Origin of the sequence: Microvirga mediterraneensis, from assembly GCF_013520865.1 — a bacterium.
GTDB lineage: Bacteria > Pseudomonadota > Alphaproteobacteria > Rhizobiales > Beijerinckiaceae > Microvirga > Microvirga mediterraneensis.
On record NZ_JACDXJ010000001.1, the window covers coordinates 2,407,086 to 2,425,610 of the forward strand.

23 protein-coding genes and 1 tRNA gene are annotated in these 18,525 nt (G+C 64.0%); 8 read left to right on the forward strand and 16 right to left on the reverse strand.

The window, feature by feature from the left end:
- Positions 1 to 77 precede the first annotated feature (77 nt).
- The gene (locus tag H0S73_RS11310) at positions 78 to 332 is read right to left on the reverse strand and encodes a hypothetical protein (RefSeq protein WP_181052246.1); all 255 of its coding nucleotides are present in this window, start codon (positions 330 to 332) and stop codon (positions 78 to 80) included.
- Between the two features lie 172 nt (positions 333 to 504).
- On the opposite strand from H0S73_RS11310, the gene H0S73_RS11315 reads away from it, so the two are divergent.
- Positions 505 to 735, forward strand: coding sequence for a DUF6894 family protein (locus H0S73_RS11315; protein WP_181052247.1), 231 nt, complete (start codon positions 505 to 507; stop codon positions 733 to 735).
- Positions 736 to 994: 259 nt separating this feature from the next.
- On the opposite strand, the gene H0S73_RS11320 is transcribed toward H0S73_RS11315, so the two are convergent.
- The 4 genes from H0S73_RS11320 to H0S73_RS11335 all read right to left on the reverse strand — a co-directional run bounded on the left by H0S73_RS11320 (position 995) and on the right by H0S73_RS11335 (position 4,162).
- Complete coding sequence (locus H0S73_RS11320) at positions 995 to 1,720, reverse strand: Crp/Fnr family transcriptional regulator (protein WP_181052248.1); 726 nt, start codon at positions 1,718 to 1,720, stop codon at positions 995 to 997.
- A 102-nt stretch (positions 1,721 to 1,822) separates the two neighbouring features.
- Positions 1,823 to 2,818, reverse strand: coding sequence for an HAD family hydrolase (locus tag H0S73_RS11325; RefSeq protein WP_246388830.1), 996 nt, complete (start codon positions 2,816 to 2,818; stop codon positions 1,823 to 1,825).
- A gap of 94 nt (positions 2,819 to 2,912) precedes the next feature.
- The gene (locus H0S73_RS11330) at positions 2,913 to 3,176 is read right to left on the reverse strand and encodes a hypothetical protein (protein WP_181052250.1); all 264 of its coding nucleotides are present in this window, start codon (positions 3,174 to 3,176) and stop codon (positions 2,913 to 2,915) included.
- 89 nt (positions 3,177 to 3,265) lie between these two features.
- Positions 3,266 to 4,162 carry a hypothetical protein gene (locus H0S73_RS11335; protein ID WP_181052251.1) on the reverse strand — a complete coding sequence of 299 codons (897 nt, stop codon included), beginning with the start codon at positions 4,160 to 4,162 and terminating at the stop codon, positions 3,266 to 3,268.
- Between the two features lie 543 nt (positions 4,163 to 4,705).
- Here H0S73_RS11335 and H0S73_RS11340 point away from each other — a divergent pair.
- Both H0S73_RS11340 and H0S73_RS11345 read left to right on the forward strand, forming a co-directional pair.
- Positions 4,706 to 5,140 (forward strand): hypothetical protein, encoded by a 435-nt coding sequence (locus H0S73_RS11340; protein WP_181052252.1) that lies wholly within the window; start codon positions 4,706 to 4,708, stop codon positions 5,138 to 5,140.
- 493 nt (positions 5,141 to 5,633) lie between these two features.
- Positions 5,634 to 5,957, forward strand: coding sequence for a hypothetical protein (locus H0S73_RS11345; RefSeq protein ID WP_181052253.1), 324 nt, complete (start codon positions 5,634 to 5,636; stop codon positions 5,955 to 5,957).
- Between the two features lie 227 nt (positions 5,958 to 6,184).
- On the opposite strand, the gene H0S73_RS11350 is transcribed toward H0S73_RS11345, so the two are convergent.
- The 9 genes from H0S73_RS11350 to H0S73_RS11390 form a co-directional block, all read right to left on the reverse strand.
- Positions 6,185 to 6,754 (reverse strand): peptidoglycan-binding domain-containing protein, encoded by a 570-nt coding sequence (locus H0S73_RS11350; protein ID WP_181052254.1) that lies wholly within the window; start codon positions 6,752 to 6,754, stop codon positions 6,185 to 6,187.
- A gap of 248 nt (positions 6,755 to 7,002) precedes the next feature.
- The gene (locus H0S73_RS11355; protein ID WP_181052255.1) at positions 7,003 to 7,347 is read right to left on the reverse strand and encodes a VanZ family protein; all 345 of its coding nucleotides are present in this window, start codon (positions 7,345 to 7,347) and stop codon (positions 7,003 to 7,005) included.
- A 169-nt stretch (positions 7,348 to 7,516) separates the two neighbouring features.
- Positions 7,517 to 7,750: a hypothetical protein gene (locus tag H0S73_RS11360; protein ID WP_181052256.1), complete on the reverse strand. Its 234-nt coding sequence runs from the start codon at positions 7,748 to 7,750 to the stop codon at positions 7,517 to 7,519.
- Positions 7,751 to 8,074: 324 nt separating this feature from the next.
- Positions 8,075 to 8,148 (reverse strand) — tRNA-Gln (locus tag H0S73_RS11365).
- 146 nt (positions 8,149 to 8,294) lie between these two features.
- Complete coding sequence (ruvX, locus tag H0S73_RS11370; protein WP_181052257.1) at positions 8,295 to 8,855, reverse strand: Holliday junction resolvase RuvX; 561 nt, start codon at positions 8,853 to 8,855, stop codon at positions 8,295 to 8,297.
- A gap of 192 nt (positions 8,856 to 9,047) precedes the next feature.
- Positions 9,048 to 10,181 carry an ABC transporter ATP-binding protein gene (locus H0S73_RS11375; protein WP_181052258.1) on the reverse strand — a complete coding sequence of 378 codons (1,134 nt, stop codon included), beginning with the start codon at positions 10,179 to 10,181 and terminating at the stop codon, positions 9,048 to 9,050.
- A 17-nt stretch (positions 10,182 to 10,198) separates the two neighbouring features.
- Positions 10,199 to 11,023 (reverse strand): carbohydrate ABC transporter permease, encoded by an 825-nt coding sequence (locus tag H0S73_RS11380; protein ID WP_181052259.1) that lies wholly within the window; start codon positions 11,021 to 11,023, stop codon positions 10,199 to 10,201.
- Positions 11,020 to 11,991 carry a carbohydrate ABC transporter permease gene (locus tag H0S73_RS11385; RefSeq protein WP_425488190.1) on the reverse strand — a complete coding sequence of 324 codons (972 nt, stop codon included), beginning with the start codon at positions 11,989 to 11,991 and terminating at the stop codon, positions 11,020 to 11,022. The genes H0S73_RS11380 and H0S73_RS11385 overlap by 4 nt, the downstream gene beginning before the upstream one ends.
- A 2-nt stretch (positions 11,992 to 11,993) precedes the next feature.
- Positions 11,994 to 13,259, reverse strand: a complete 1,266-nt coding sequence (locus tag H0S73_RS11390; RefSeq protein ID WP_181052261.1) for an ABC transporter substrate-binding protein — start codon at positions 13,257 to 13,259, stop codon at positions 11,994 to 11,996.
- A gap of 131 nt (positions 13,260 to 13,390) precedes the next feature.
- Between H0S73_RS11390 and H0S73_RS11395 the strand changes: the two genes are divergently transcribed.
- The 4 genes from H0S73_RS11395 to H0S73_RS11410 all read left to right on the forward strand — a co-directional run bounded on the left by H0S73_RS11395 (position 13,391) and on the right by H0S73_RS11410 (position 16,523).
- Positions 13,391 to 14,092: a metal-dependent hydrolase gene (locus H0S73_RS11395; RefSeq protein ID WP_181052262.1), complete on the forward strand. Its 702-nt coding sequence runs from the start codon at positions 13,391 to 13,393 to the stop codon at positions 14,090 to 14,092.
- 197 nt (positions 14,093 to 14,289) lie between these two features.
- Entirely contained in the window at positions 14,290 to 14,577 is a 288-nt protein-coding gene (gene gatC / locus H0S73_RS11400) for an Asp-tRNA(Asn)/Glu-tRNA(Gln) amidotransferase subunit GatC (protein WP_009764521.1), read from the forward strand.
- Positions 14,578 to 14,703: 126 nt separating this feature from the next.
- A complete protein-coding gene (gene gatA, locus H0S73_RS11405) occupies positions 14,704 to 16,218 on the forward strand; it encodes an Asp-tRNA(Asn)/Glu-tRNA(Gln) amidotransferase subunit GatA (RefSeq protein ID WP_181052263.1) in 1,515 nt (504 codons plus the stop codon).
- Positions 16,215 to 16,523 (forward strand): hypothetical protein, encoded by a 309-nt coding sequence (locus tag H0S73_RS11410; protein WP_181052264.1) that lies wholly within the window; start codon positions 16,215 to 16,217, stop codon positions 16,521 to 16,523. Before gatA ends, H0S73_RS11410 begins: the two co-directional genes overlap by 4 nt.
- A gap of 116 nt (positions 16,524 to 16,639) precedes the next feature.
- On the opposite strand, the gene H0S73_RS11415 is transcribed toward H0S73_RS11410, so the two are convergent.
- Complete coding sequence (locus H0S73_RS11415) at positions 16,640 to 16,891, reverse strand: hypothetical protein (RefSeq protein ID WP_181052265.1); 252 nt, start codon at positions 16,889 to 16,891, stop codon at positions 16,640 to 16,642.
- 184 nt (positions 16,892 to 17,075) lie between these two features.
- On the opposite strand from H0S73_RS11415, the gene H0S73_RS11420 reads away from it, so the two are divergent.
- Complete coding sequence (locus H0S73_RS11420) at positions 17,076 to 17,783, forward strand: glutathione S-transferase N-terminal domain-containing protein (RefSeq protein ID WP_181052266.1); 708 nt, start codon at positions 17,076 to 17,078, stop codon at positions 17,781 to 17,783.
- Positions 17,784 to 17,952: 169 nt separating this feature from the next.
- Here the strand turns inward: H0S73_RS11420 and H0S73_RS11425 are convergent, their stop codons facing one another.
- On the reverse strand, positions 17,953 to 18,357 hold the full coding sequence (locus H0S73_RS11425) for a DUF2147 domain-containing protein (RefSeq protein ID WP_181052267.1): 405 nt from the start codon (positions 18,355 to 18,357) through the stop codon (positions 17,953 to 17,955).
- Positions 18,358 to 18,525 lie beyond the last annotated feature (168 nt).

The window sequence follows — 18,525 nt, forward strand, 5'->3', positions numbered from 1 at the left end:
TCTATAGATGAGTGCTGCCGGGTCGGAAATAGTGGGATATACGTATCGTCTACAGTCAAGCTCGATCGGTGGAGCTCTTACCGCTTCAGGCGCTTCGCATTGGCGCGCACCTTCCGGCGATATCCCCTGACGACCTTATGGGGAGATCCGCCCGTCGCGAGTGTCGCTGCCGCCTCCGCGAAGGCGGTGACCTTCTCCGTCACCATCAGCAGGTTCTCGGCATGCGAGCCTCGCCCCATGGCGGCTTGGGACAGGCGGGTCCAGATCACGAGCTGGGATTCGACGGCCAGCATGGTGGTGTCGGTCGCCAGTTTCATCCAGGGCAAAAGCATCGAAACTCCTGAAGGGTATGATGGATCGGCAGGTCTATACAATCAGAGTGGCGACATAAAGTTTCGCACGACGGGACCTGCCCGGAATAGTGGGCGGGGATTCCGAGGCATTTCGAGGCCCGGCTTCATGGATTAACATAGGTCAATGTCAGCGTTGCCGAGGGTATGCGTCGTGCCCCGCTATTACATTGATGTCAAAAGCCATTTCTGCACGGACGAGGATCCGAGCGGAATCGAGTTGCCGGACCTTCAGGCCGCCAGGGTCGAGGCCACGAAGGTCGCCGAGAGGCTCCTGAAGAGTTGGGCGGGCATGCTGCCGCATTACAGCAGCGAGGTCATGATCGAGATCGTCGGCGAGGATCTGCGTCCGGTCCTGATCATTCCGTGCTCGGAGATCGAGTGACGTTCCATGTACTCCCGAAGCCTCGCCAAGGACAGGGCCTAGGCCGCTATCCGGCGCATCATGGAAGCTGACAGCACAGGAAAAAGGCCGCCAGGGCGGCGGTGACGGCCGTGGCGATCAGCCCCTTGTCGATGACATGGTCGGGCAGGGCGGTGCGATTGGGCATGCGCTTGATCAACTCACGGCTCACTCGGGCACGATCCAGGCTGACTCACCTGTAGCACCCGGTCGGCAAGTCAACTGCCCTCTTTCAATGATGCTATGGAATCGATGGCGGCAGGAGCTGAGAAAATTTTTGGCGAATGACCTCGTAGCATTCGCAGGCCATTTTCTCGATGCCGGTTCTATCGACGATGGTGATGACGCCTCTGCTCTGATTGATGAGGCCGGCTTCGTGGAGACTGCGCGTGATGGCGCTGACGGTGGAGCGTTGAACGCCCAGCATTTCCGAGAGGAACTCGTGCGTCAGGGGCAGCTCGTCTGATGCCCAACGGTCGCGCGTGCTGAGAATCCACCGGCAGCAGCGCGCCTCGACGCTGTGCGTGGCATTGCACGCGACGCTCTGCAGGGTCTGCGCCAGCAGCGCCTCGGTGAAGCGCAGGATGAGCTGCTGGATCTTGGGCCTCGTCCTGAAGGCGTCGTGCATCCGATCGAGATCAATGCGGGACGCCGTTCCGGGGATCTGCACGATATAGCGACCGAACGAGTTGCGGGAGATGAAGGCGCTGACGAGGCCGACCATGGATTCGCACCCGAACGTCGCCATCTCGGCAGACTTCCCGTCGAGCATGACGGTGATGAGAGAGATGACGACATTGTGCGGAAAATAAGTGTAGTCGAGCGCCTGCCCGGCCTCGTACACCACCAGACCTCTCGGTAGATCGACCACGGTCAGATGGGGCTCCAGAAAGGCGAAATCCTCGTCATCCAGAGCAGCCAGGAGCCGATTGCCGCGATGCGGGTTGTTCACCTGAACCTGAGCCATTGCGAAGGTCCTGTCCTGAACGGAGACATTCTACCACAACAGGCATCCGGCGACGTGTCTCCGACGATCGAGAGACGCCGGATTGACGATCCCAGTCCGTCGTCAGCGCTTCTCGGGAGGGAATACGGTTTTCCAGTCCCTCTTCATGTCGACCACGATCCACCGGTCCAGAGCTGCGGCCTCGAGCGCCTTGTCGAGCCCGCCGAAGATCGGTCCCCGGTCATAGGCATATTCGCGGTCCCCGTCCGTGTGATGCACGATGACGCCGAGCCTCCGGTTGCCCGTCTCTGTCGTCCATTGCAGCATCTCGAGATCGCCGTCGGAGTTGCCGAAGGCCGCAACGGGGCGGCGGCCGATCTGCTGTTCGATTCCGACCGGCTTCCCCGGACCGTCATCGACGAAGTCGACCCGGGGCAGACGAAACAGGCTCGGCTGTCCGTTGCGGCGCTCGAACTTCGTGACGATGCGTGAGCCCACGATTTGTTCGGGCGGAATGCCGTAGCGCTCCTCGGCGAAGGCGCGCATGAACTCCGCTCCGCCACCGGAGACGATGAAGGTCTTGAATCCGTTGGCGCGCATAAAGGCCAGTACCTCCAGCATGGGCTGGTACACGAGCTCGTCGTAGCGACGATCGAACCGCGGGTGCTTGGCGGCCGCGAGCCATTCCTTGACGATCTTTCGGAATTCCTCATTCGTCATGCCGGCATGCGTCGCCGCAAGAATTGCGACGGCCCCGTGCTCCCCGGAGGCTGCGAGGGCCGCCATGTCGCCTTCGAGCACGGCCTTGAACGGCTGCTCGTCCTTCCATTCCGGATGCTGCGGCGCCAGCGCCTTGATGCGGTCCAGAGCAAAGGCGAGTTGGACATAGGCAGGCTGCTCGATCCAGAGCGTGCCGTCATTGTCGAAAGTTGCGATCCGCTCCGGCTCCGGAATGAAATCGGGCGATCCCGCGCGGGTCGTGTCCGTCACGAAGGCGATGATCGCCTGTTTCGCGGGGCCGTCGTTCCAGGACGGCAAGGGATCGGTCTGTGCAACGGCGGCCGAGATCCAGGCCACGAACAGGGTGAGAAGTCCGAACCGGTACAGTCGACGCGACATCGCTGCCTCCTTGGCCATGACCTGAAGGAATCCGTGTTCATCTGCATACCCATGAGATGGGAGTTCCGCCTCATGGCGAAGCGTCGATGGTCTCTCACCGACAACCCGTGCAGATGCCTTTCTCAAGCAGCTTGTCGATGCGCTGGTTCTGACGATTCATCTGCTCGGTTGCCGTCGCGTCGTTCGTCGAAAAGTCGTTTCGCGGTTGTGTCGCCGAGTCCCGCTCAAGGGCTTTTTGGGACGGGATCACCACCTCGCCGTTGCGGACCGGCGGCTGGCGGGAATTCTGTCCCTGAGCCGAAACCGACGTCGCCGCTGCCAATCCGGCGAGCGCGATGGGTAAAACGAGACGCCGCATGGTTCTCTCCTGGTTCCAGAGGATTCCAGTCAAGATTGCCACCGGCCGGACGGCGCTGCTTGACAATAGGGGACAGGCTTCGAACGTGATCAGAAACGCGCGCTGATGCCGAGAACCGGTCCGTGCTGGAGCATGTCGAACTGATAGCGCTGCCGGCCCTCGCCCTGGGCGTAATCCACGTAGAGCGCGCGATATCCGATGACGCCGGAGAACGTGATGCTCTGGTAGGTGCCGAGTTCGAAGCCGTAGGCCCCGATGGCCTGCCAGGAGAGATCGCTCCCGAGGCCGAACCCGCCGATATCGCCGCGCAGCAGGAGTTCATGCCCGGGCGCCACGGTGTAGCGGATGCGTCCGCCGATCATGGGATCGAGCCAGTCGACCGACCCCGAATGGGCAATCGCGCGGGCGCCCACCACGTCGAGATCGGCCGTCGAGACGGTGCCCGCGACAGCCAGCGAAAGATCAGCCGACTGGTGCCAGTATCTCGCCCCGGCGAGCAGGTCGAAGGCCAGCGGTCCCGTGCGGTAGACCTCGTAGGCCGCGCCGGCTTCGACGATGGCCATTTCGATGTCGAGGCTCAGGGAGGTGGCGAGCGTTCCCGTCACGCCGGGCGCCAATGTGCGGCTTCTGATGTTGCCGCCGTCGAGGCCGATCTTGCTCCAGACGACGTCGGTAAAAAGAGACAGCGGACCGTTGCGGGCCTCGAAGTCGCCCATCAGGGCGACGAGCGTGTCCGACTTCTCCACGATGTCGGCGAAACTCGCATTGACCTTCGCGGACCGGCCACGAATGGTCTGGGTGCCGTTCAATGCGGTCAGCCAGCCATAGGGCGTGAAGCGGTAGGTCCAGCCGGGAAGGGCAGGGGCTTCGATCACAGGAGCGGGCGGGGGGCTCAGGTCCGCGGCAAGCGCGCTGTCAGCACCTCCGCAGAGGAGCCCGGCCGGAACCATGAGGGCACATGACAACCAGTGCGGAAGATAACGCATCGTTCCCCCTTGGATTCTGATCCTTGTCCCAGCCTCGCCATAGCAGCCGAGGCCATGCCCGGCGTCAAGGCGGGAATCATCGGTGCGGGGGCGGATGCCGCCGAATAGCCCTTTGGAGGTATTTTCGCGCGGGAGCGGTTTCGATTGTCGGGCGTGAATCCGCTCTGTCCTGATTTGGTAAGTGAATGGCTCAACGGATCAAGCAGGGCAGATTGGTCCGGTTAGGATCAATCCCGCGTATTCACCTGACGCTTGATCGATGCGTGCGCCGATCAACTCCCGTGCCCTGTTCTTGACGATCGGATCGGCCCTCGCCGGGCGACCGTCGCGGAGCGGCGCGTTGATGGGCTGACTCATCGTCGGGTTCAGCTGCGAGTCGCGATGCCGTGCATGAGGGCAGGCTTGGCGGGCTTCACCTCGCGTGAAACCCTGGAGCCTGCCCTCGGTCTCGGCGGACGATCATTCGTCGACGTCGTGCAACAGGGGCGAACCGCAGTGCCTCTGCATGCCGCATTTCTTGCCGTCTGCGGAGAGGAGGCCTCCATGAGAACGCTGACGATCCTGTCCGTTGCAGGGATTGTGTCCATTGCCGGGCTCGCGGCCGCGCAGGCTCAGTCGCAGCCCAATCCCATACAAGGGACGCCCGGCTCGCTCTTTCCCTATGCGGCGCCGAACGAGGTCCAGATCATCAACGGCGTGCCCTGCCGGACCGTCCTGATCGGAGGGTCCAACGTCCGCGTTCCCGTCGAATGCGCCGGGCAGGCGCCGACCGGGACGTTCGAGCCTGGGACGACCGGCAGCATCCGCATCGAGGATGGAGGTGCGCGCTCGATCGGTGGCCGGCCGCTGACGGGCAGCCCCGATGCGCTGTTCCCCTATGCCATGCCGAACGAGGTCCAGATCATCAACGGCGTGCCGTGCCGGACCGTCCTGATCGGAGGGTCCAACGTCCGCGTTCCCATCGAATGTATCCGCTAGCCGATACGTCGGAAAAGCGACCCTGTTTTCCGGACCTCCATGATGCGCAAACGCAAGAGTGGAGCACCATGCGGGTTCAAAGCTGTGGCTAATAGGATACAGGAAAAAGAAAAGGCAGCGATGCTGCCCTTTGATGCTTGCCGCTTTTTGCGGCACATAATACTTTATTGCAATGCAGGACGGTGATCGGTGTCACCGTCCTGCTCGCCCTTCTTGGGCGTTTCCTCCCTAAACTTCGGGGTCGCTTTGTTGCGGCCCTTTTTCTTGTGAGGGGAGAGTATTCAGGCTTCGGCAGCCCAGCAACAGAAAAGCTGCGTCCCGACCTTGCACAAAAGTAGTAGTCGATGAGGGGCCCTGTTCCTCTCCTGCCTACGTACGGGGGGCATAGGCCTTCCGCCTCGATCCCGCCCCGCCTGCCGCATCATGTGCAAATGTGCATTCCACTTTCAGGATCGATGCTCTAGGAATTTCCTGCTGATGAGGGGGGAGTTCTATGGGGGGAAGTGATCAACTCGGCGCTGCCGTGACGCTGGGTATCGTCCTGGCGGTCGGGCTGCTCCTGTTCGTCCTGGTCGCTTTGATCGTTCGCGCCATCTGGCGCTGGATTGCCGGCAGCGGCTCGAAGCCGAAGAATCAGGGAGACGAACCGATGCTCGATGTGAAGCCGGCGATCGGGACATCCGGTGTGTCCGCCTCGGACCTGTTCGTCATCAGAACGAACCTCAATGCGGTCGCCAGGCAGGTCGAGGATTTGGAGCGCAGGCTCCGGCTGGCATCCGGCGATCAGGTGAAGGCCGTCGAAAGCTCCCGGCGCTGAAGCATCGGACGCGAGTTCGAATTCGCACTCGCTGCTCTACAGCATCGGACCCACAAGTGGACTTGCACTTTTGGGATTGATCCGATGCTTCGTCTATAGAGGACAGCATCGTTCGGGCCGGACCCAGAGGGCCGCGTCGGCGAAAACCGGGCCCGCTTTTCCGGACGATGCTCTAAGATGTCGCCCTCGGCATAGGCCGAGGGGAATGAACCGCGACGCTCTCGGAATTACGGCTGCGCGGCCGTCTGTCTGCTCTGAAGCGCCCGAAGGGTCGCGCCCTCGAGCTTTCCGGTGACCGGGAGCCCACGGGCCTGTTGGAAGGCCTCGATCGAGCGCCGTGTGCCCGGGCCGAATACCCCGTCGGCTTTCAAGGGACCGAAGCCCAGCGCCGTCAGCGCCTGCTGCGCAAAGCCGATTTCCTCTTTCGAAAGGGCCTCGCCGGCCGCGTCCGGAGGGGCGGGATTCTGGGGTGGGGGCAAGGGTTGAGATGAGGCCTTCGAGGGTTGAGGCCGCATCACGTCGATCTCGCCGCTGATCCTGGACCGGAGATATTCCAGGTGCTTCAACTCCTGAGTGGCGGCGGCAATCCGGTTCTGGACATGCTGCAGGTCCTGGTGTCCCTCCTTGAAATGCTGCAGTTCGGCCGCGAGGGCGTCACGGTCGGCCCCGGCTGCTTCAGCGACCTGGCGCAGCCGTGCGATCTCGGTCTTGGGATCGGCGCCGGTCGGCATCAGGGCCGAGAAGCCGTACAAGGCCCACCCGGCCACGGCTATGGCGATCGTCAGACGGTTCATCATCGCGCACCGGGTTCCTGTCCTGCTTCCTGTCTATCGCCTCCAAGAGGGCGGAAGCATGGCAGGAAGGGTGAAAAGGGAGTTATACGGTTCAGGAGCGTTAAGAAACCATAATGAAGAGGGGGAGCCGCGCCCTGGGCCGTGATCCTTTGAGCATCGAGCGCAAAAGTGGGAACCGGTTTTACGCGGGAAGATGAAAGTGTTCGAAAACCTAAAGCCTCGGATGTGAGTTCGGATCCACGTCCGATGCTTCAGGAGATCCGCTTTCCGCGGGTCAGGAGCATGGCAAAGGCCGCGCCGATCAGGGCGCCCGACACTTTGACCAGGCCATCCGGCAGGCGGCCATGCCGGCTCGGCACATAGTTCTGCGCGACCTCGAGGACGGTGATCATCCCGATCATCAGCACGATGATCTGGAGGCGGTGTCTCGGATAGCCCAGGCAGAAGGCCGTTCCGATCATCGCGAAGGCGGCAAATCGCTCCAGTCCGACCGATGCTCCGGTGACAGGCCGGAACTGTATGGGCGCAACGGTGAAGATCGCGATCGCAAGGACGAGAAGCCATGCGACCCAGCGGAAAAACAGTTTGGGCGTCATGGCGATCTATCTAGTCGATTGCATCGAAGGCGAACATTGCCCTTTTGCGCTCACCCATCCGGCTTGTCCGCGCGGCGGGCGAGACGAAAAAGGGGGCCTGCATGCAGAATGGATGGAGGGCTTGCCCCTGTCCGAGAGGGGGGCTGTAGGTCCCGGCCGCTCTGGGCTCTTATCGGCTTTCCGTCGTCCGCAACGTCCGGGTCGGATCCCTATCACCTGCGCGGTCATGGCTCGTGCCGGCCTCATCCGCGGTTCGCCTGTACACCAGAACCGCGGCGGCGAGGGCCAGCAGGCTCCCGGCAATCGGCATGCTGAGCAGCGCAATGGCCGCCCCGTAGGGCCACAGCAGGACGCAACTGACGAGACCGCCAACCAAAGCCACCATTGGGTAGACGATCGCCATGGCGCTGACCTTCCTCGGGAGTACCTCGGCCGCACTATAGCGCGGTTTTAGGGACCCGCACTAGGCCTGCCGTCGAGGTTTTGTGGAGAGCTTATAGTGGGGAAGGATGAAGAGAGAGTTGTCGTTCTCGGCAATTGTTAGCCGGACCAGTTCATGGTTGAGGCTATCTACAGCTTTCGCAACAGGAAAGCTGATGCAAGCAGTCTTGCTCAGGCCATCCGCGCGGGCAAGAGGGGACGCAATTGTCCAGCTTCGACGGATCGAAATGTCTAACCCGCGAGATCCGTGTCTGAGAAAATACTGCTAAGTGCTTGAAAGAGGGGCTGGCTGGGGGACCTGGATTCGAACCAAGACTAACGGAGTCAGAGTCCGCTGTTCTACCATTAAACTATCCCCCACCGAAGCCATCGAACCCTTGGCCTTTCCGGAGGCTTTGTCTCAAGCATCGGGGGCTGGGATTCGAAACCGGCGTCGCGGTTGGCGGTGAGATAGGGGGCTTTTCATGGCGCGTCAAGCCTCGAAATGGGCGCGCGTGGGTCTCCGGCTAATCGTCGAGCGATCCGCCTTCCGGTGGATTGTCCAGGTCGAGGCCCGACCGGAGGGCGGCTTCGTCCGCCGCGTCCTCGGCATCGGCCGCGATGCGCTCGTAGCGGTCGAGGGCGCCCTGGAGGATGTAGGCAGCGGCCATCTTGTCGACCGCGTCGGCCCGCTTGGCGCGGGACGCGTCCGCATCGAGGAGCGTGCGGGTCACCACCATGGTGGACATGCGCTCGTCCCAGAACAGAATGGGCAGCGGCAGGAGGGGCTTCATGTTGCGCACGAAGGCGCGGGTCGCCTGGGAGCGGGGGCCCTCCGTGCCGTCCATGTTGAGCGGCAGGCCGAAGACGAGGCCGCCGACGTCATAGCGGGAGGCGAGGTCCTTGATGCGGCCGACATCGGGGGTGAACTTCACCCGCTTGATCGTCTCCAGGGGGGTGGCGATGCGCCGCTCCACGTCCGAGAGGGCGAGCCCGATGGTCTTGGTCCCGAGATCGAGGCCCATGAGGCGGGCACGGGGCGGCAGGCCGTCGATGAAGGCGACCAGTTCGTCGTCTCGTGAGATCATGGGCTGCCTCCTCGTCATCCTGCCGGCTCCCAGCCAGTATAGGGGAAGCGGGCCGGCGTCGAGACGGGAGAGTGGTGTTCGCTATGATCCTCGACGTCATCACCGGCCTTGTGCCGGTGATCTCGATTCATGAGGGCGCCGAGCTTTTCCGTATCGGGATGGCCGGCACAAGGCCGGCCATGACGGGGAGTGTCACGCCGCGCTCGTCAGGTCCGGCGAGGACGGAGCCGGGTTCACGGTCCCGGCGCGCGACGGCAGTGCTGCCCCCGAGCGCTTGAACAGGTGGCAGGATTCGCGGTCGATCTCGAGGGTGACGGTGTTTCCCGCCTCGTGGCGCGCGTCGCCCGGCTCGCGGACGGTGAGGCGGCGTCCCTTGCCCATGTCCACGTAGAGAAGGTGGTTCTCGCCGAGCTCCTCCACCAGCTCGACGCGCCCGGTGAGAGAGCCTTGGGGGTTGACCCGCACGTGGTCGGGCCTGACGCCGAGGGTGACGGCCTCGCCCGGATTAACGGCTTCCGGAGCCACCGGGACGGACAGGGTACCGCCGCTGGGAAGGCTCACCAGCACCTCGTCGAGGCCGACGCCGGCGACCTGGCACTCGATGAAATTCATCTGAGGCGAGCCGATGAAGCCAGCGACGAAGAGATTGGCCGGGCGATGATAGAGATCCAGCGGCGTGCCGACCTGCTCGATCCGTCCCCCGTTGAGCACCACGATCCGGTCTGCGAGGGTCATCGCCTCCACCTGGTCATGGGTCACGTAGATCATGGTCGCGCCTGTGTCGTTGTGGAGCTTGGCGATCTCGATGCGGGTCTGCACGCGAAGCGCCGCGTCGAGATTCGAGAGCGGTTCATCGAAGAGGAAGACCTTCGGGTCGCGCACGATGGCACGGCCGATGGCGACGCGCTGGCGCTGGCCGCCGGAGAGCTGCCTGGGCTTGCGGTCGAGGAGATTGTCGATCTGCAGCATGCGCGCGGCCTCACGCACCTTGGCGTCGATCTGGGCTTTCGAGGACTTCGCCAGTTCCAACCCGAAGGCCATGTTGTCGTAGACGTTCATGTGCGGGTAGAGCGCGTAGGACTGGAACACCATGGCGATGCCGCGCTTGGCCGGCACGAGATCGTTCACGCGCTCGCCGCCGATGAGGAGATCGCCCGCCGTGATGTCCTCGAGCCCGGCGATGAGGCGCAGCAGCGTGGATTTTCCGCAGCCCGAGGGACCGACGAAGACCACGAACTCGCCGTCGCGGATATCGAGATCGACGCCGTGGATGATCTTCACCCGGCCGAAGGACTTCTGGACGTTCTTGAGGACGACATCAGCCATTGCGGAAACTTCCTAAACTAGCCCTTCACCGCGCCGGCCGTGAGGCCGGCGACGATCTTGCGTTGGAATACGAGCACCAGGACGATGATCGGAATCGTCACGATGACGGAGCCGGCCATGATCGCGCCCCAGGGCAGCTCATAAGCAGTCGAGCCGCTCATGAGGGCGATGGCGGGCGGCACAGTGCGCTGCTCGTTGGTGAGCGTGAAGGTGAGGGCGAAGAGAAACTCGTTCCACGAGACGATGAAGGCCAGCAGTCCCGTGGTCACCGCCGCGGGGGCCATGAGCGGCAGGAACACGCGCCGCACCACGATCCACGGCGTTGCGCCGTCGACGAAAGCCGCTTCCTCGATCTCCCTCGGCAGCTCGCGCATGAAGGTGGTGAGCACCCAGATCGTGAAGGGCAGGGTGAGCATGAGGTTGGCGAGGATCAGGCCGGGCAGGGTGTTGTAGAGGCCGAAGGAGCGGATCAGCTCGAACATGCCGGCGAGCACCGCCACCTGCGGGAACATCGAGACGGACAGGATCGTCATGAGCAGCAGCGAGCGGCCGCGAAAGGCGATGCGCCCGAAGGCGTAGGCCGCCGTGATGCCTAAGCCCAGCGACAGGACCACCACGGAGCCGGATACGATGACCGAGTTCAGGATGTTGCGGCCGAAGGGCTGGCGTTCGAACACGGCGACGTAGTTCGAGAAATCGAAGGTCTCGGGCAGGTAGGCTACCGAGAACAGGGCGCTCCCCGTGCGGAAGGACGAGATGATCGCGTAATAGAACGGAAACAGCGCGAAGAACGCGATGACGATCACGAGCAGCCAGAAGCCAATGCGGGCCAGCAGCTTCATCGTGGATCCTCCCCGAGGCGCACGCGTCCGGCCGCGAGGGTGATCACGACCACGAGGGCGATGATGAGGAAGATCAGCGTCGATGCGGCCGAGCCGAGGCCCACTTCCTGGAAATCGACGAGCTGCTGGCGCGCATAGACGGACATGGAGGCCGTGTCCTTGGAGTTCGACGTCAGGACATAGATGAGGTCGAAGACCCGCAGGGCGTCGAGGGAGCGGAAGATCACCGCGACCAGCAGCGCCGGCTTGATGAGCGGCAGGGTCACGCGGAAGAACACGCGGACAGGCGAGACGCCGTCCACCTTCGCGGCCTCGTAGATGTCCTGCGGCAGCATCTGGAGGGCGGCCAGGATGAGCAGCGCCATGAACGACGTGTGCTTCCAGACATCCACCATGACGGCAGACCACAGGGCCGTGTCGGCATTGGCCGTCCAGGTGACCGGCGCGGCGATCAGGCCGATGCGCAGGAGGAGGTCGTTGATCACGCCGAACTGGTCGTGCAGCATCCAGCTCCACATCTTGGCGGACACGATGGTCGGGATCGCCCAGGGGATCAGGATCACGGCCCGCATGAGGCCGTGCCCCGGGAACGCCGCGTTCAGGATCAGCGCCACCACGGTGCCGAGCACCGTCTCGAGCGAGACCGACACGAGGGTGAACCACAGGGTGTTCCACACCGAACGCCACCAGTCGGGCTCGATCAGGATCCCGAACCACTCGCCGTCGTACTTGGCGAGATAATTCTCCAGGCCGATGAAGTTATAGTCGCTCAGGTTGTTGAGGCTGGCGTCCGTGAAACTGAACCAGATCGTCCGCGCCAGGGGCCAGCCCGCGATGAGCGCGACGACGATCAGGCTCGGCGCGATGAAGAGCCACGCCGCCCTGACGCGCGAGCGCGTCAGGGACGAGCCGCGTCCCCGCGCCTGCTGCGCGATGGGAGCGCCGGCCTCGGCGACGGCGCTGCTCATGATCATTGCCAGCCGTTGCGCTTGATCCGCTTCAGGTCGCGGTCGAGGCGGCTCAGCGCCTGCGCGGGCTCGGAACGCTTCGAAAGGACCTGATGCACCGCGTTGAAGAACTCGGTCGAGACCTTGTTGTAGTTCTGGCCCGTCACGGTGGCCGGGCGTGCGACCGCGTTGCTGAACACGTCGACCAGATCGCCGATGAAGGGATTGGCCTTGGCGATGTCCGGGTCGCTGTAGAGCGACACGATGGTCGGGTTGAAGGCGCCTTCGACCGCGCGGCGCTTCTGCTCCGCCTCGCTCGTCAGGTACAGGACGAGATCGGTCGCGGCATCGGCGTTCTTCGAATATTTGGAGACGGCAAGCAACTGGCCGCCGAGGGTGCCCGCGTGGCGGCCGTCCGCACCGCCTTTCGGCAGGGGCGCGATGCCGATCTTGTCCTTGATGGTGCTGTCGCCGCCCTGCGCCAGGGCCCAGGCATAGGGCCAGTTGCGCATGAACACGGCATTGCCGGCTTGGAAGATTCCGCGCGCCTCCTCCTCCGTATAGTTGAGCACGCCCTCGGGCGTGATCGTGCCGACCCAGCCGGCGGCGGTCTTCAGGGCCTCGGCGGCCTTGGGGTTCTCGATGGTGACGTCGCCCTTCTCGTCCACGATGGTGCCGCCATTGTTGGAGGCGATCCATTCGAGGGCGTTGGTGGTCAGGCCCTCATAGGCGCGGCCCTGCCAGGTATAGCCCCAGAAGTCGCCCCGGCCCTCCTTGCGCTCGCCCTCCTGGATCAGGCGGGCGGTCTCCGTGAGGTCGGCCCAGGTCTGCGGCACGGGCCGCTTGTACTTGTCCAGCAGGTCCTTGCGGTAATAGAGCAGCCCCGCGTCGGCGAACCACGGCACGGCCATCAGCTTGCCCTCGACACGGCTGGTCTCGACCATCGCGGGGAGGTGGTCGCCGATCGCGCCTTGCGCCTTCGAAGTCAGGTCGAGGAGGTGGTTGCCGAGCGTGCCGGTCCAGACCACGTCGATCTGGAACACGTCGATGTCACCGGCTCCGGCCGCGAGAAGCTGCTGGAACAGGGCGAGGCGCTCGGTGGCGGAGTTCGGGGTCGAGACGATTTTGACCGTGTTGCCGGTCTTCTTCGCCCAGGCGTCGGTGCCCTGCTTGCAGATCTCGTATTCCTTGCCGAGCGCGCTGCACGAGATCGAAATCTCGACGGCCCAGGCGCTGGTGGAGGCCAGGAGCCCGGCGGCTGCGGCAAAACTGGCGATGAGGCGGGACATGGCAATCCTCCTGCAGGCTTGATGTTTATTGCTTAGCTTCTTAAAGCCCGACCTGCGGATTTGTTCCTGGGGGGCGTGGTCGGAAGGGTGCGGCTGCCCCATGTGATGTTGCCGAAAGCGAGGGTATTCCCATGAAAATTACGTGGTTCGGCCATTCCGCCTTCCGGCTCGATTTCGCCGGAAAGGCCGTGCTCATCGATCCGTTCTTCACCGGCAATCCGGCCTTCGAGGGAGACAAGGGCAAGATCGTCCAGGGTGTCTCGCATATCCTCATCACTCACGGGCATGGGGACCACGTGGGCGATACGGTCGACATCGCCAAGGCGACGGGCGCCAAGGTGGTCACCAATTTCGAGCTCTGCATGTATCTCGCCAAGCAGGGCGTCGAGAACATCGATACCATGAACACGGGCGGCACGACGGAGCAGGACGGCTTCACCGTCACCCTGGTGCGGGCGGACCATTCCGCCGGCCTCGTGGAGATGGACGTGAACTTCCCGCTCGGCAACGCCAACGGAATCATCGTGAAGGCCCCGGGCGAGCCGACCGTGTATCACATGGGCGATACCGACATTTTCGGCGACATGGCCCTGATCGCCGAGATCCACCGGCCCGATGTGGTCATCGTGCCCATCGGCGACCGCTTCACCATGGGTCCGGAGGTCGCGGCCCTGGCCGTCGAGCGGTATTTCAGCGGCGCCAAGGCGGCCATCCCGTGCCATTACGCCACTTTCCCGCCCCTCGTCCCCAACGCCGACCGCTTCGTCGCGGCCCTGGACGGCAAGGGGATCCAGGTGGTGGTGCCGCACAAGACCGTGGGGGTGACGGTTTAAAGCTCCACGTCATCACCGGGCTCGTCCCGGTGATCTCGATCGGAAGGGGGCGGCGCTTCAGAGTATCGGGATGGCCGGGACAAGCCCGGCCATGACGTTGAGGGCGTCAGATCGGTCTGCCGCACATCCAGCGTTGCCCCCCGAGGCGGGCGGGTGCTATAGGCCGCCAAGCAGATTTCCAAGAGGTTAGACCATTCATGTCGGTCGATGAGAAAACGGTCCGCCGCATCGCCCATCTGGCGCGCATTGCCGTGACGGATGCGGAGGTGCCTCATCTCCAGGGCGAGCTCAACGCGATTCTCTCCTTCGTCGAGCAGCTCAACGAGGTGGACGTGGAGGGCATCGAGCCGATGACCTCCGTGACCCCCATGGTCATGAAGAAGCGCCAGGACGGCGTGACCGACGGCGGCTACGCGGACAAGATCGTCCGCAACGCCCCCGCCACGGAAGACAACTTCTTCCTCGTGCCCAAGGTGGTCGAGTAAACCGCGGACCGCCGGTTCCTCGACCATCCCCGGGCAAGCGCAGCGCGACCCGGGGATCTCCCGCAGAATAAGGCGTGCATGGCCGGGGCGAGCCCGGCCTGACGTCGAGACAAGAGATCCAGTCCCGTGACCGAACTGACCCATCTCACGATTGCCGAGGCCCGCGACGGCCTGAAGGCCAAGACCTTCTCCGCCACCGAGCTCGCCCAGGCGCATCTCGCCGCCATGGAGAAGGCGAGGGCGCTCAATGCCTATGTGCTCGAGACGCCGGAAAAGGCGCTCGCCATGGCCAAGGCCTCGGATGAGAAGCTGTCCAGGGGCGAGGGCGGGGCGCTCGAGGGCATTCCGCTCGGCATCAAGGACCTGTTCTGCACCGACGGCGTGACCACGACCGCGGGGTCCAGGATCCTGGGCAACTTCAACCCGCCCTACGAATCCACCGTCACCCGGAACCTCTGGAACGACGGCGCCGTGATGCTCGGCAAGCTCAACCTGGACGAGTTCGCCATGGGCTCCTCCAACGAGACCAGCGCCTTCGGGCCGGTGGTGTCGCCCTGGCGGCGCGAGGGCTCGAACGTGAGTGCGGGCGCGGCCGGCGCCATCGAGGGCACCCATCTGGTGCCCGGCGGCTCCTCGGGCGGCTCGGCGGCGGCGGTTGCCGCCCATCTGTGCCTGGGCGCCACCGCGACCGATACGGGCGGTTCCATCCGCCAGCCGGCGGCCTTCACCGGCACGGTCGGCATCAAGCCGACCTATGGGCGCGTCTCCCGCTGGGGCACGGTGGCCTTCGCCTCGTCCCTGGACCAGGCCGGCCCCATCGCCCGCACCGTGCGCGACACGGCCATCATGCTGCGCTCCATGGCGGGGCCCGACGACCGGGACACCACCTGCGTCGATCTTCCGGTGCCGGATTTCGAGGCGGCCATCTCCCGGGGCGTGAAGGGGCTCAAGATCGGCATTCCGAAGGAATACCGGATCGACGGCATGTCGCCCGAGATCGAGAGGCTCTGGCAGCAGGGCACGGAATGGCTGCGCGCCGCCGGTGCCGAGATCGTCGAGGTCTCCCTGCCGCACACCAAATACGCGCTGCCGGCCTATTACATCGTGGCCCCGGCCGAGGCATCGTCGAACCTCGCCCGCTATGACGGCGTGCGCTACGGCCTGCGCGAGAACGGCCGGGACATCGTCGAGCTCTACGAGAAGACCCGTGCGGCCGGGTTCGGCCGCGAGGTCAAGCGCCGCATCATGATCGGCACCTATGTGCTCTCGGCCGGCTATTACGATGCCTATTACGTCCGGGCCCAGAAGCTCCGCACCCTGATCAAGCGCGACTTCGAAGAGGTCTATGCTCAGGGCGTCCATGCCATCCTGACCCCGGCGACGCCGTCCGCCGCCTTCGGCATCGGCGAGAAGGGCTCGGGCGATCCGGTCGAGATGTATCTCAACGACATCTTCACCGTGACGGTGAACATGGCCGGCCTGCCGGGCATCGCCGTTCCGGCCGGGCTCGACGCTCAAGGCCTGCCGCTCGGCCTCCAGCTCATCGGCCGCGCCTTCGACGAGGAGACCCTCTTCGCGGCCGGCCAGGTGATCGAGGATTCCGCCGGTCGGATCAAGCTGCCCCAGGCCTGGTGGGCGTGAGCGACGTGCATCCCACGGTTCCCGTCGTTCATCTCTGGGACTGGCTGCCTGCGGCCTTCGATCCGGTCCTGATCCTCCTCGCGGTGTGGCTCGGCTGGAAGGCCGACCAGTTCGGCAAGGTACTGATCGTCGGCATGGTCGCCTTGGCCGTGTCGGTGCTCGTCTCCTGGGGAATCAGCAGCCTCGGGCTGCCCTGGATTGCCCCGGTGCGCTCTGACGGCCTGACGCTGTTCCCGGTCCGCTTCGTCGCCGCGATGCTCTGGGCGAGCGGCGCCTATGCCGTGCGCCGGGCGATCAGGCGCTAAAGCATCGGACGCAAAAGTGGGAACCGGTTTTGCGTGGAAAGATGCGTCAAACCAGTAAGTTGACGCATCGGATGGGAATACAAATTCACATCCGATGCTTTAGAAGCCGATAGGGCTCAAGCCTTCGTGCCGCCCTTGAGGCGTGTGTTGCACTCGCTCCAGAACTTCGGCCACTTGGCATCCTTGGGGAGCTTGGAGCCAGCCTTGGCTTCCTTCCATTCCGCGCTGCACTTGCTCATGCGCTCGCGTGCGGCAAGCTGGGCGGCGGTCGGCTCCTTCTTCGGCTTCGTTTCAGCGGCGGCCTGGGCGGCACCCGCCATGGACAGGGCCATCAAGGCGACGAGAGTGGAGCTCACGAAACGGTTCATCATAGATCCCCTGGGAACTTTGTCATGCCCGGGCATCTCATGATGAAATACTGAAACATGCAAGGGCCCGGGAGCAGCCACGCATCCTTTCCACGGAATTTCATTGCGCCTGAGGGTGCGCATTCCGATCTAATATCTTAACGTCCCGCACGGACCCGTGCGTCAGGTAAGGAGAGGGAAATCCATGGCGGCTTCCGCGCAGCAACCGATCGATCTCTATTACTGGCCGACCCCGAACGGATGGAAGATCACCATCATGCTCGAGGAATGCGGGCTGCCTTACGCGATCCACCCGATCAATATCGGCAAGGGCGACCAGTTCCAGCCGGAATTCCTGGCGATCTCGCCCAACAACAAGATGCCGGCGATCGTCGACCACGATGGGCCGGACGGGCGGCCGATCTCCGTCTTCGAGTCCGGGGCGATCCTGCAATATCTCGGCCGCAAGACCGGGCAGTTCTATCCGCAGGACGAGCGCGGGCGGGTCGAGGTCGATCAATGGCTGTTCTGGCAGATGGGCGGCTTTGGCCCCATGCTCGGCCAGACCCACCATTTCCGCATCTATGCGCCGGAGAAGGTGCAATATGCCATCGACCGCTATACCAACGAGACCAACCGCCTTTACGGCGTGCTGAACAAGCGCCTTGCGGACCGGGAATTCGTGGCGGGCGAGTATTCCATTGCCGACATGGCCATTGCCCCATGGGCGAAGCTGTGGGAGCGCCAGGGCCAGAACATCGACGACTTCCCGCATGCCAAGCGCTGGCTGGAAACGGTTCTCGCCCGCCCGGCGGTGCAGCGCGGCATCAAGGTCAGCTCCGAGGATCGCGAGAAGACCGACCTGACGGACCCCTCGGTTCAGGCAGTCCTGTTCGGCCAGAGGGCGCGGTAGGGCCCATTGCTTGTCATGGCCGGCCTTGTGCCGGCTATCTGGTTCGAGTGAAGCGCTCCGCTGTCAAGTCCCTGCGCAGGCAGTGAGGGTCGCGGGCCACGGTGCGGAGCGGCGGGTGGAGTCCTTATCCCCTCCGCTGCGCTCCGTCCGGGAATGACAATGGACCGCCTCAATTCGTCTTCGTCCAGGTCTGCGACCGGCAGATCAGGCCGCCGAGGACGCAGCCGGAGAGCTGCAGGGTCGTGGGGCTCATGACCTTGAGCTTGCCCGTATAGGTCTTGCCGTCCTGCGGGTTGTAGAGCTGGCCGCTGTAGCCGTCCCCTTCCGGCTTGGCATCCCAGATCATCCGGACCCCCACGATGTTGCGGCCCCTCAGTTTCGGGTCCGCGTTGTTCGTATCCTTCTCGTAGGTGGACGACACGATGGTGCCGCAATAGGCGCCTCCGCATTGGGCAATCCTTACCCGGGTATCGCCGCTTTGCGTGAGCCATGTCCCGCTCGGATTGGCCTGCTGGGCCTGCGCCGGAACCGCGAGAAGGGCGAGGCCGAAAGCAGCAAAGATCGCGTGTTTCATGGGAAAGTCCCTCTTTTCCGGCCCCCGCCGGACCTATAGGGACAGAAGATTAGGGGAGGCCATTAAGCTTTCCAAGCGGCGGGGGCAAAAGGCGCTTGAGGCGCGGGGGGCGCACCGTTATAAGCGCCGCACTTCATCATTTCCCTTCTCAGATCAAAGCGAGTTGTC

Excerpts from the sequence above, each read along its gene's own strand:
- H0S73_RS11385 (WP_425488190.1), bottom strand. The coding sequence starts at position 11,991 with ATGAGCAGCGCCGTCGCCGAGGCCGGCGCTCCCATCGCGCAGCAGGCG.
- H0S73_RS11420 (WP_181052266.1), top strand. The coding sequence starts at position 17,076 with ATGGCGGCTTCCGCGCAGCAACCGATCGATCTCTATTACTGGCCGACC.
- H0S73_RS11335 (WP_181052251.1), bottom strand. The coding sequence starts at position 4,162 with ATGCGTTATCTTCCGCACTGGTTGTCATGTGCCCTCATGGTTCCGGCC.
- ruvX (WP_181052257.1), bottom strand. The coding sequence starts at position 8,855 with ATGATCTCACGAGACGACGAACTGGTCGCCTTCATCGACGGCCTGCCG.
- H0S73_RS11320 (WP_181052248.1), bottom strand. The coding sequence starts at position 1,720 with ATGGCTCAGGTTCAGGTGAACAACCCGCATCGCGGCAATCGGCTCCTG.
- H0S73_RS11380 (WP_181052259.1), bottom strand. The coding sequence starts at position 11,023 with ATGAAGCTGCTGGCCCGCATTGGCTTCTGGCTGCTCGTGATCGTCATC.
- H0S73_RS11375 (WP_181052258.1), bottom strand. The coding sequence starts at position 10,181 with ATGGCTGATGTCGTCCTCAAGAACGTCCAGAAGTCCTTCGGCCGGGTG.
- H0S73_RS11390 (WP_181052261.1), bottom strand. The coding sequence starts at position 13,259 with ATGTCCCGCCTCATCGCCAGTTTTGCCGCAGCCGCCGGGCTCCTGGCC.
- gatC (WP_009764521.1), top strand. The coding sequence starts at position 14,290 with ATGTCGGTCGATGAGAAAACGGTCCGCCGCATCGCCCATCTGGCGCGC.
- H0S73_RS11415 (WP_181052265.1), bottom strand. The coding sequence starts at position 16,891 with ATGAACCGTTTCGTGAGCTCCACTCTCGTCGCCTTGATGGCCCTGTCC.
- H0S73_RS11325 (WP_246388830.1), bottom strand. The coding sequence starts at position 2,818 with ATGTCGCGTCGACTGTACCGGTTCGGACTTCTCACCCTGTTCGTGGCC.
- H0S73_RS11355 (WP_181052255.1), bottom strand. The coding sequence starts at position 7,347 with ATGACGCCCAAACTGTTTTTCCGCTGGGTCGCATGGCTTCTCGTCCTT.
- H0S73_RS11350 (WP_181052254.1), bottom strand. The coding sequence starts at position 6,754 with ATGATGAACCGTCTGACGATCGCCATAGCCGTGGCCGGGTGGGCCTTG.
- H0S73_RS11395 (WP_181052262.1), top strand. The coding sequence starts at position 13,391 with ATGAAAATTACGTGGTTCGGCCATTCCGCCTTCCGGCTCGATTTCGCC.
- H0S73_RS11360 (WP_181052256.1), bottom strand. The coding sequence starts at position 7,750 with ATGGCGATCGTCTACCCAATGGTGGCTTTGGTTGGCGGTCTCGTCAGT.
- H0S73_RS11330 (WP_181052250.1), bottom strand. The coding sequence starts at position 3,176 with ATGCGGCGTCTCGTTTTACCCATCGCGCTCGCCGGATTGGCAGCGGCG.
- H0S73_RS11425 (WP_181052267.1), bottom strand. The coding sequence starts at position 18,357 with ATGAAACACGCGATCTTTGCTGCTTTCGGCCTCGCCCTTCTCGCGGTT.
- H0S73_RS11345 (WP_181052253.1), top strand. The coding sequence starts at position 5,634 with ATGGGGGGAAGTGATCAACTCGGCGCTGCCGTGACGCTGGGTATCGTC.
- H0S73_RS11340 (WP_181052252.1), top strand. The coding sequence starts at position 4,706 with ATGAGAACGCTGACGATCCTGTCCGTTGCAGGGATTGTGTCCATTGCC.
- H0S73_RS11310 (WP_181052246.1), bottom strand. The coding sequence starts at position 332 with ATGCTTTTGCCCTGGATGAAACTGGCGACCGACACCACCATGCTGGCC.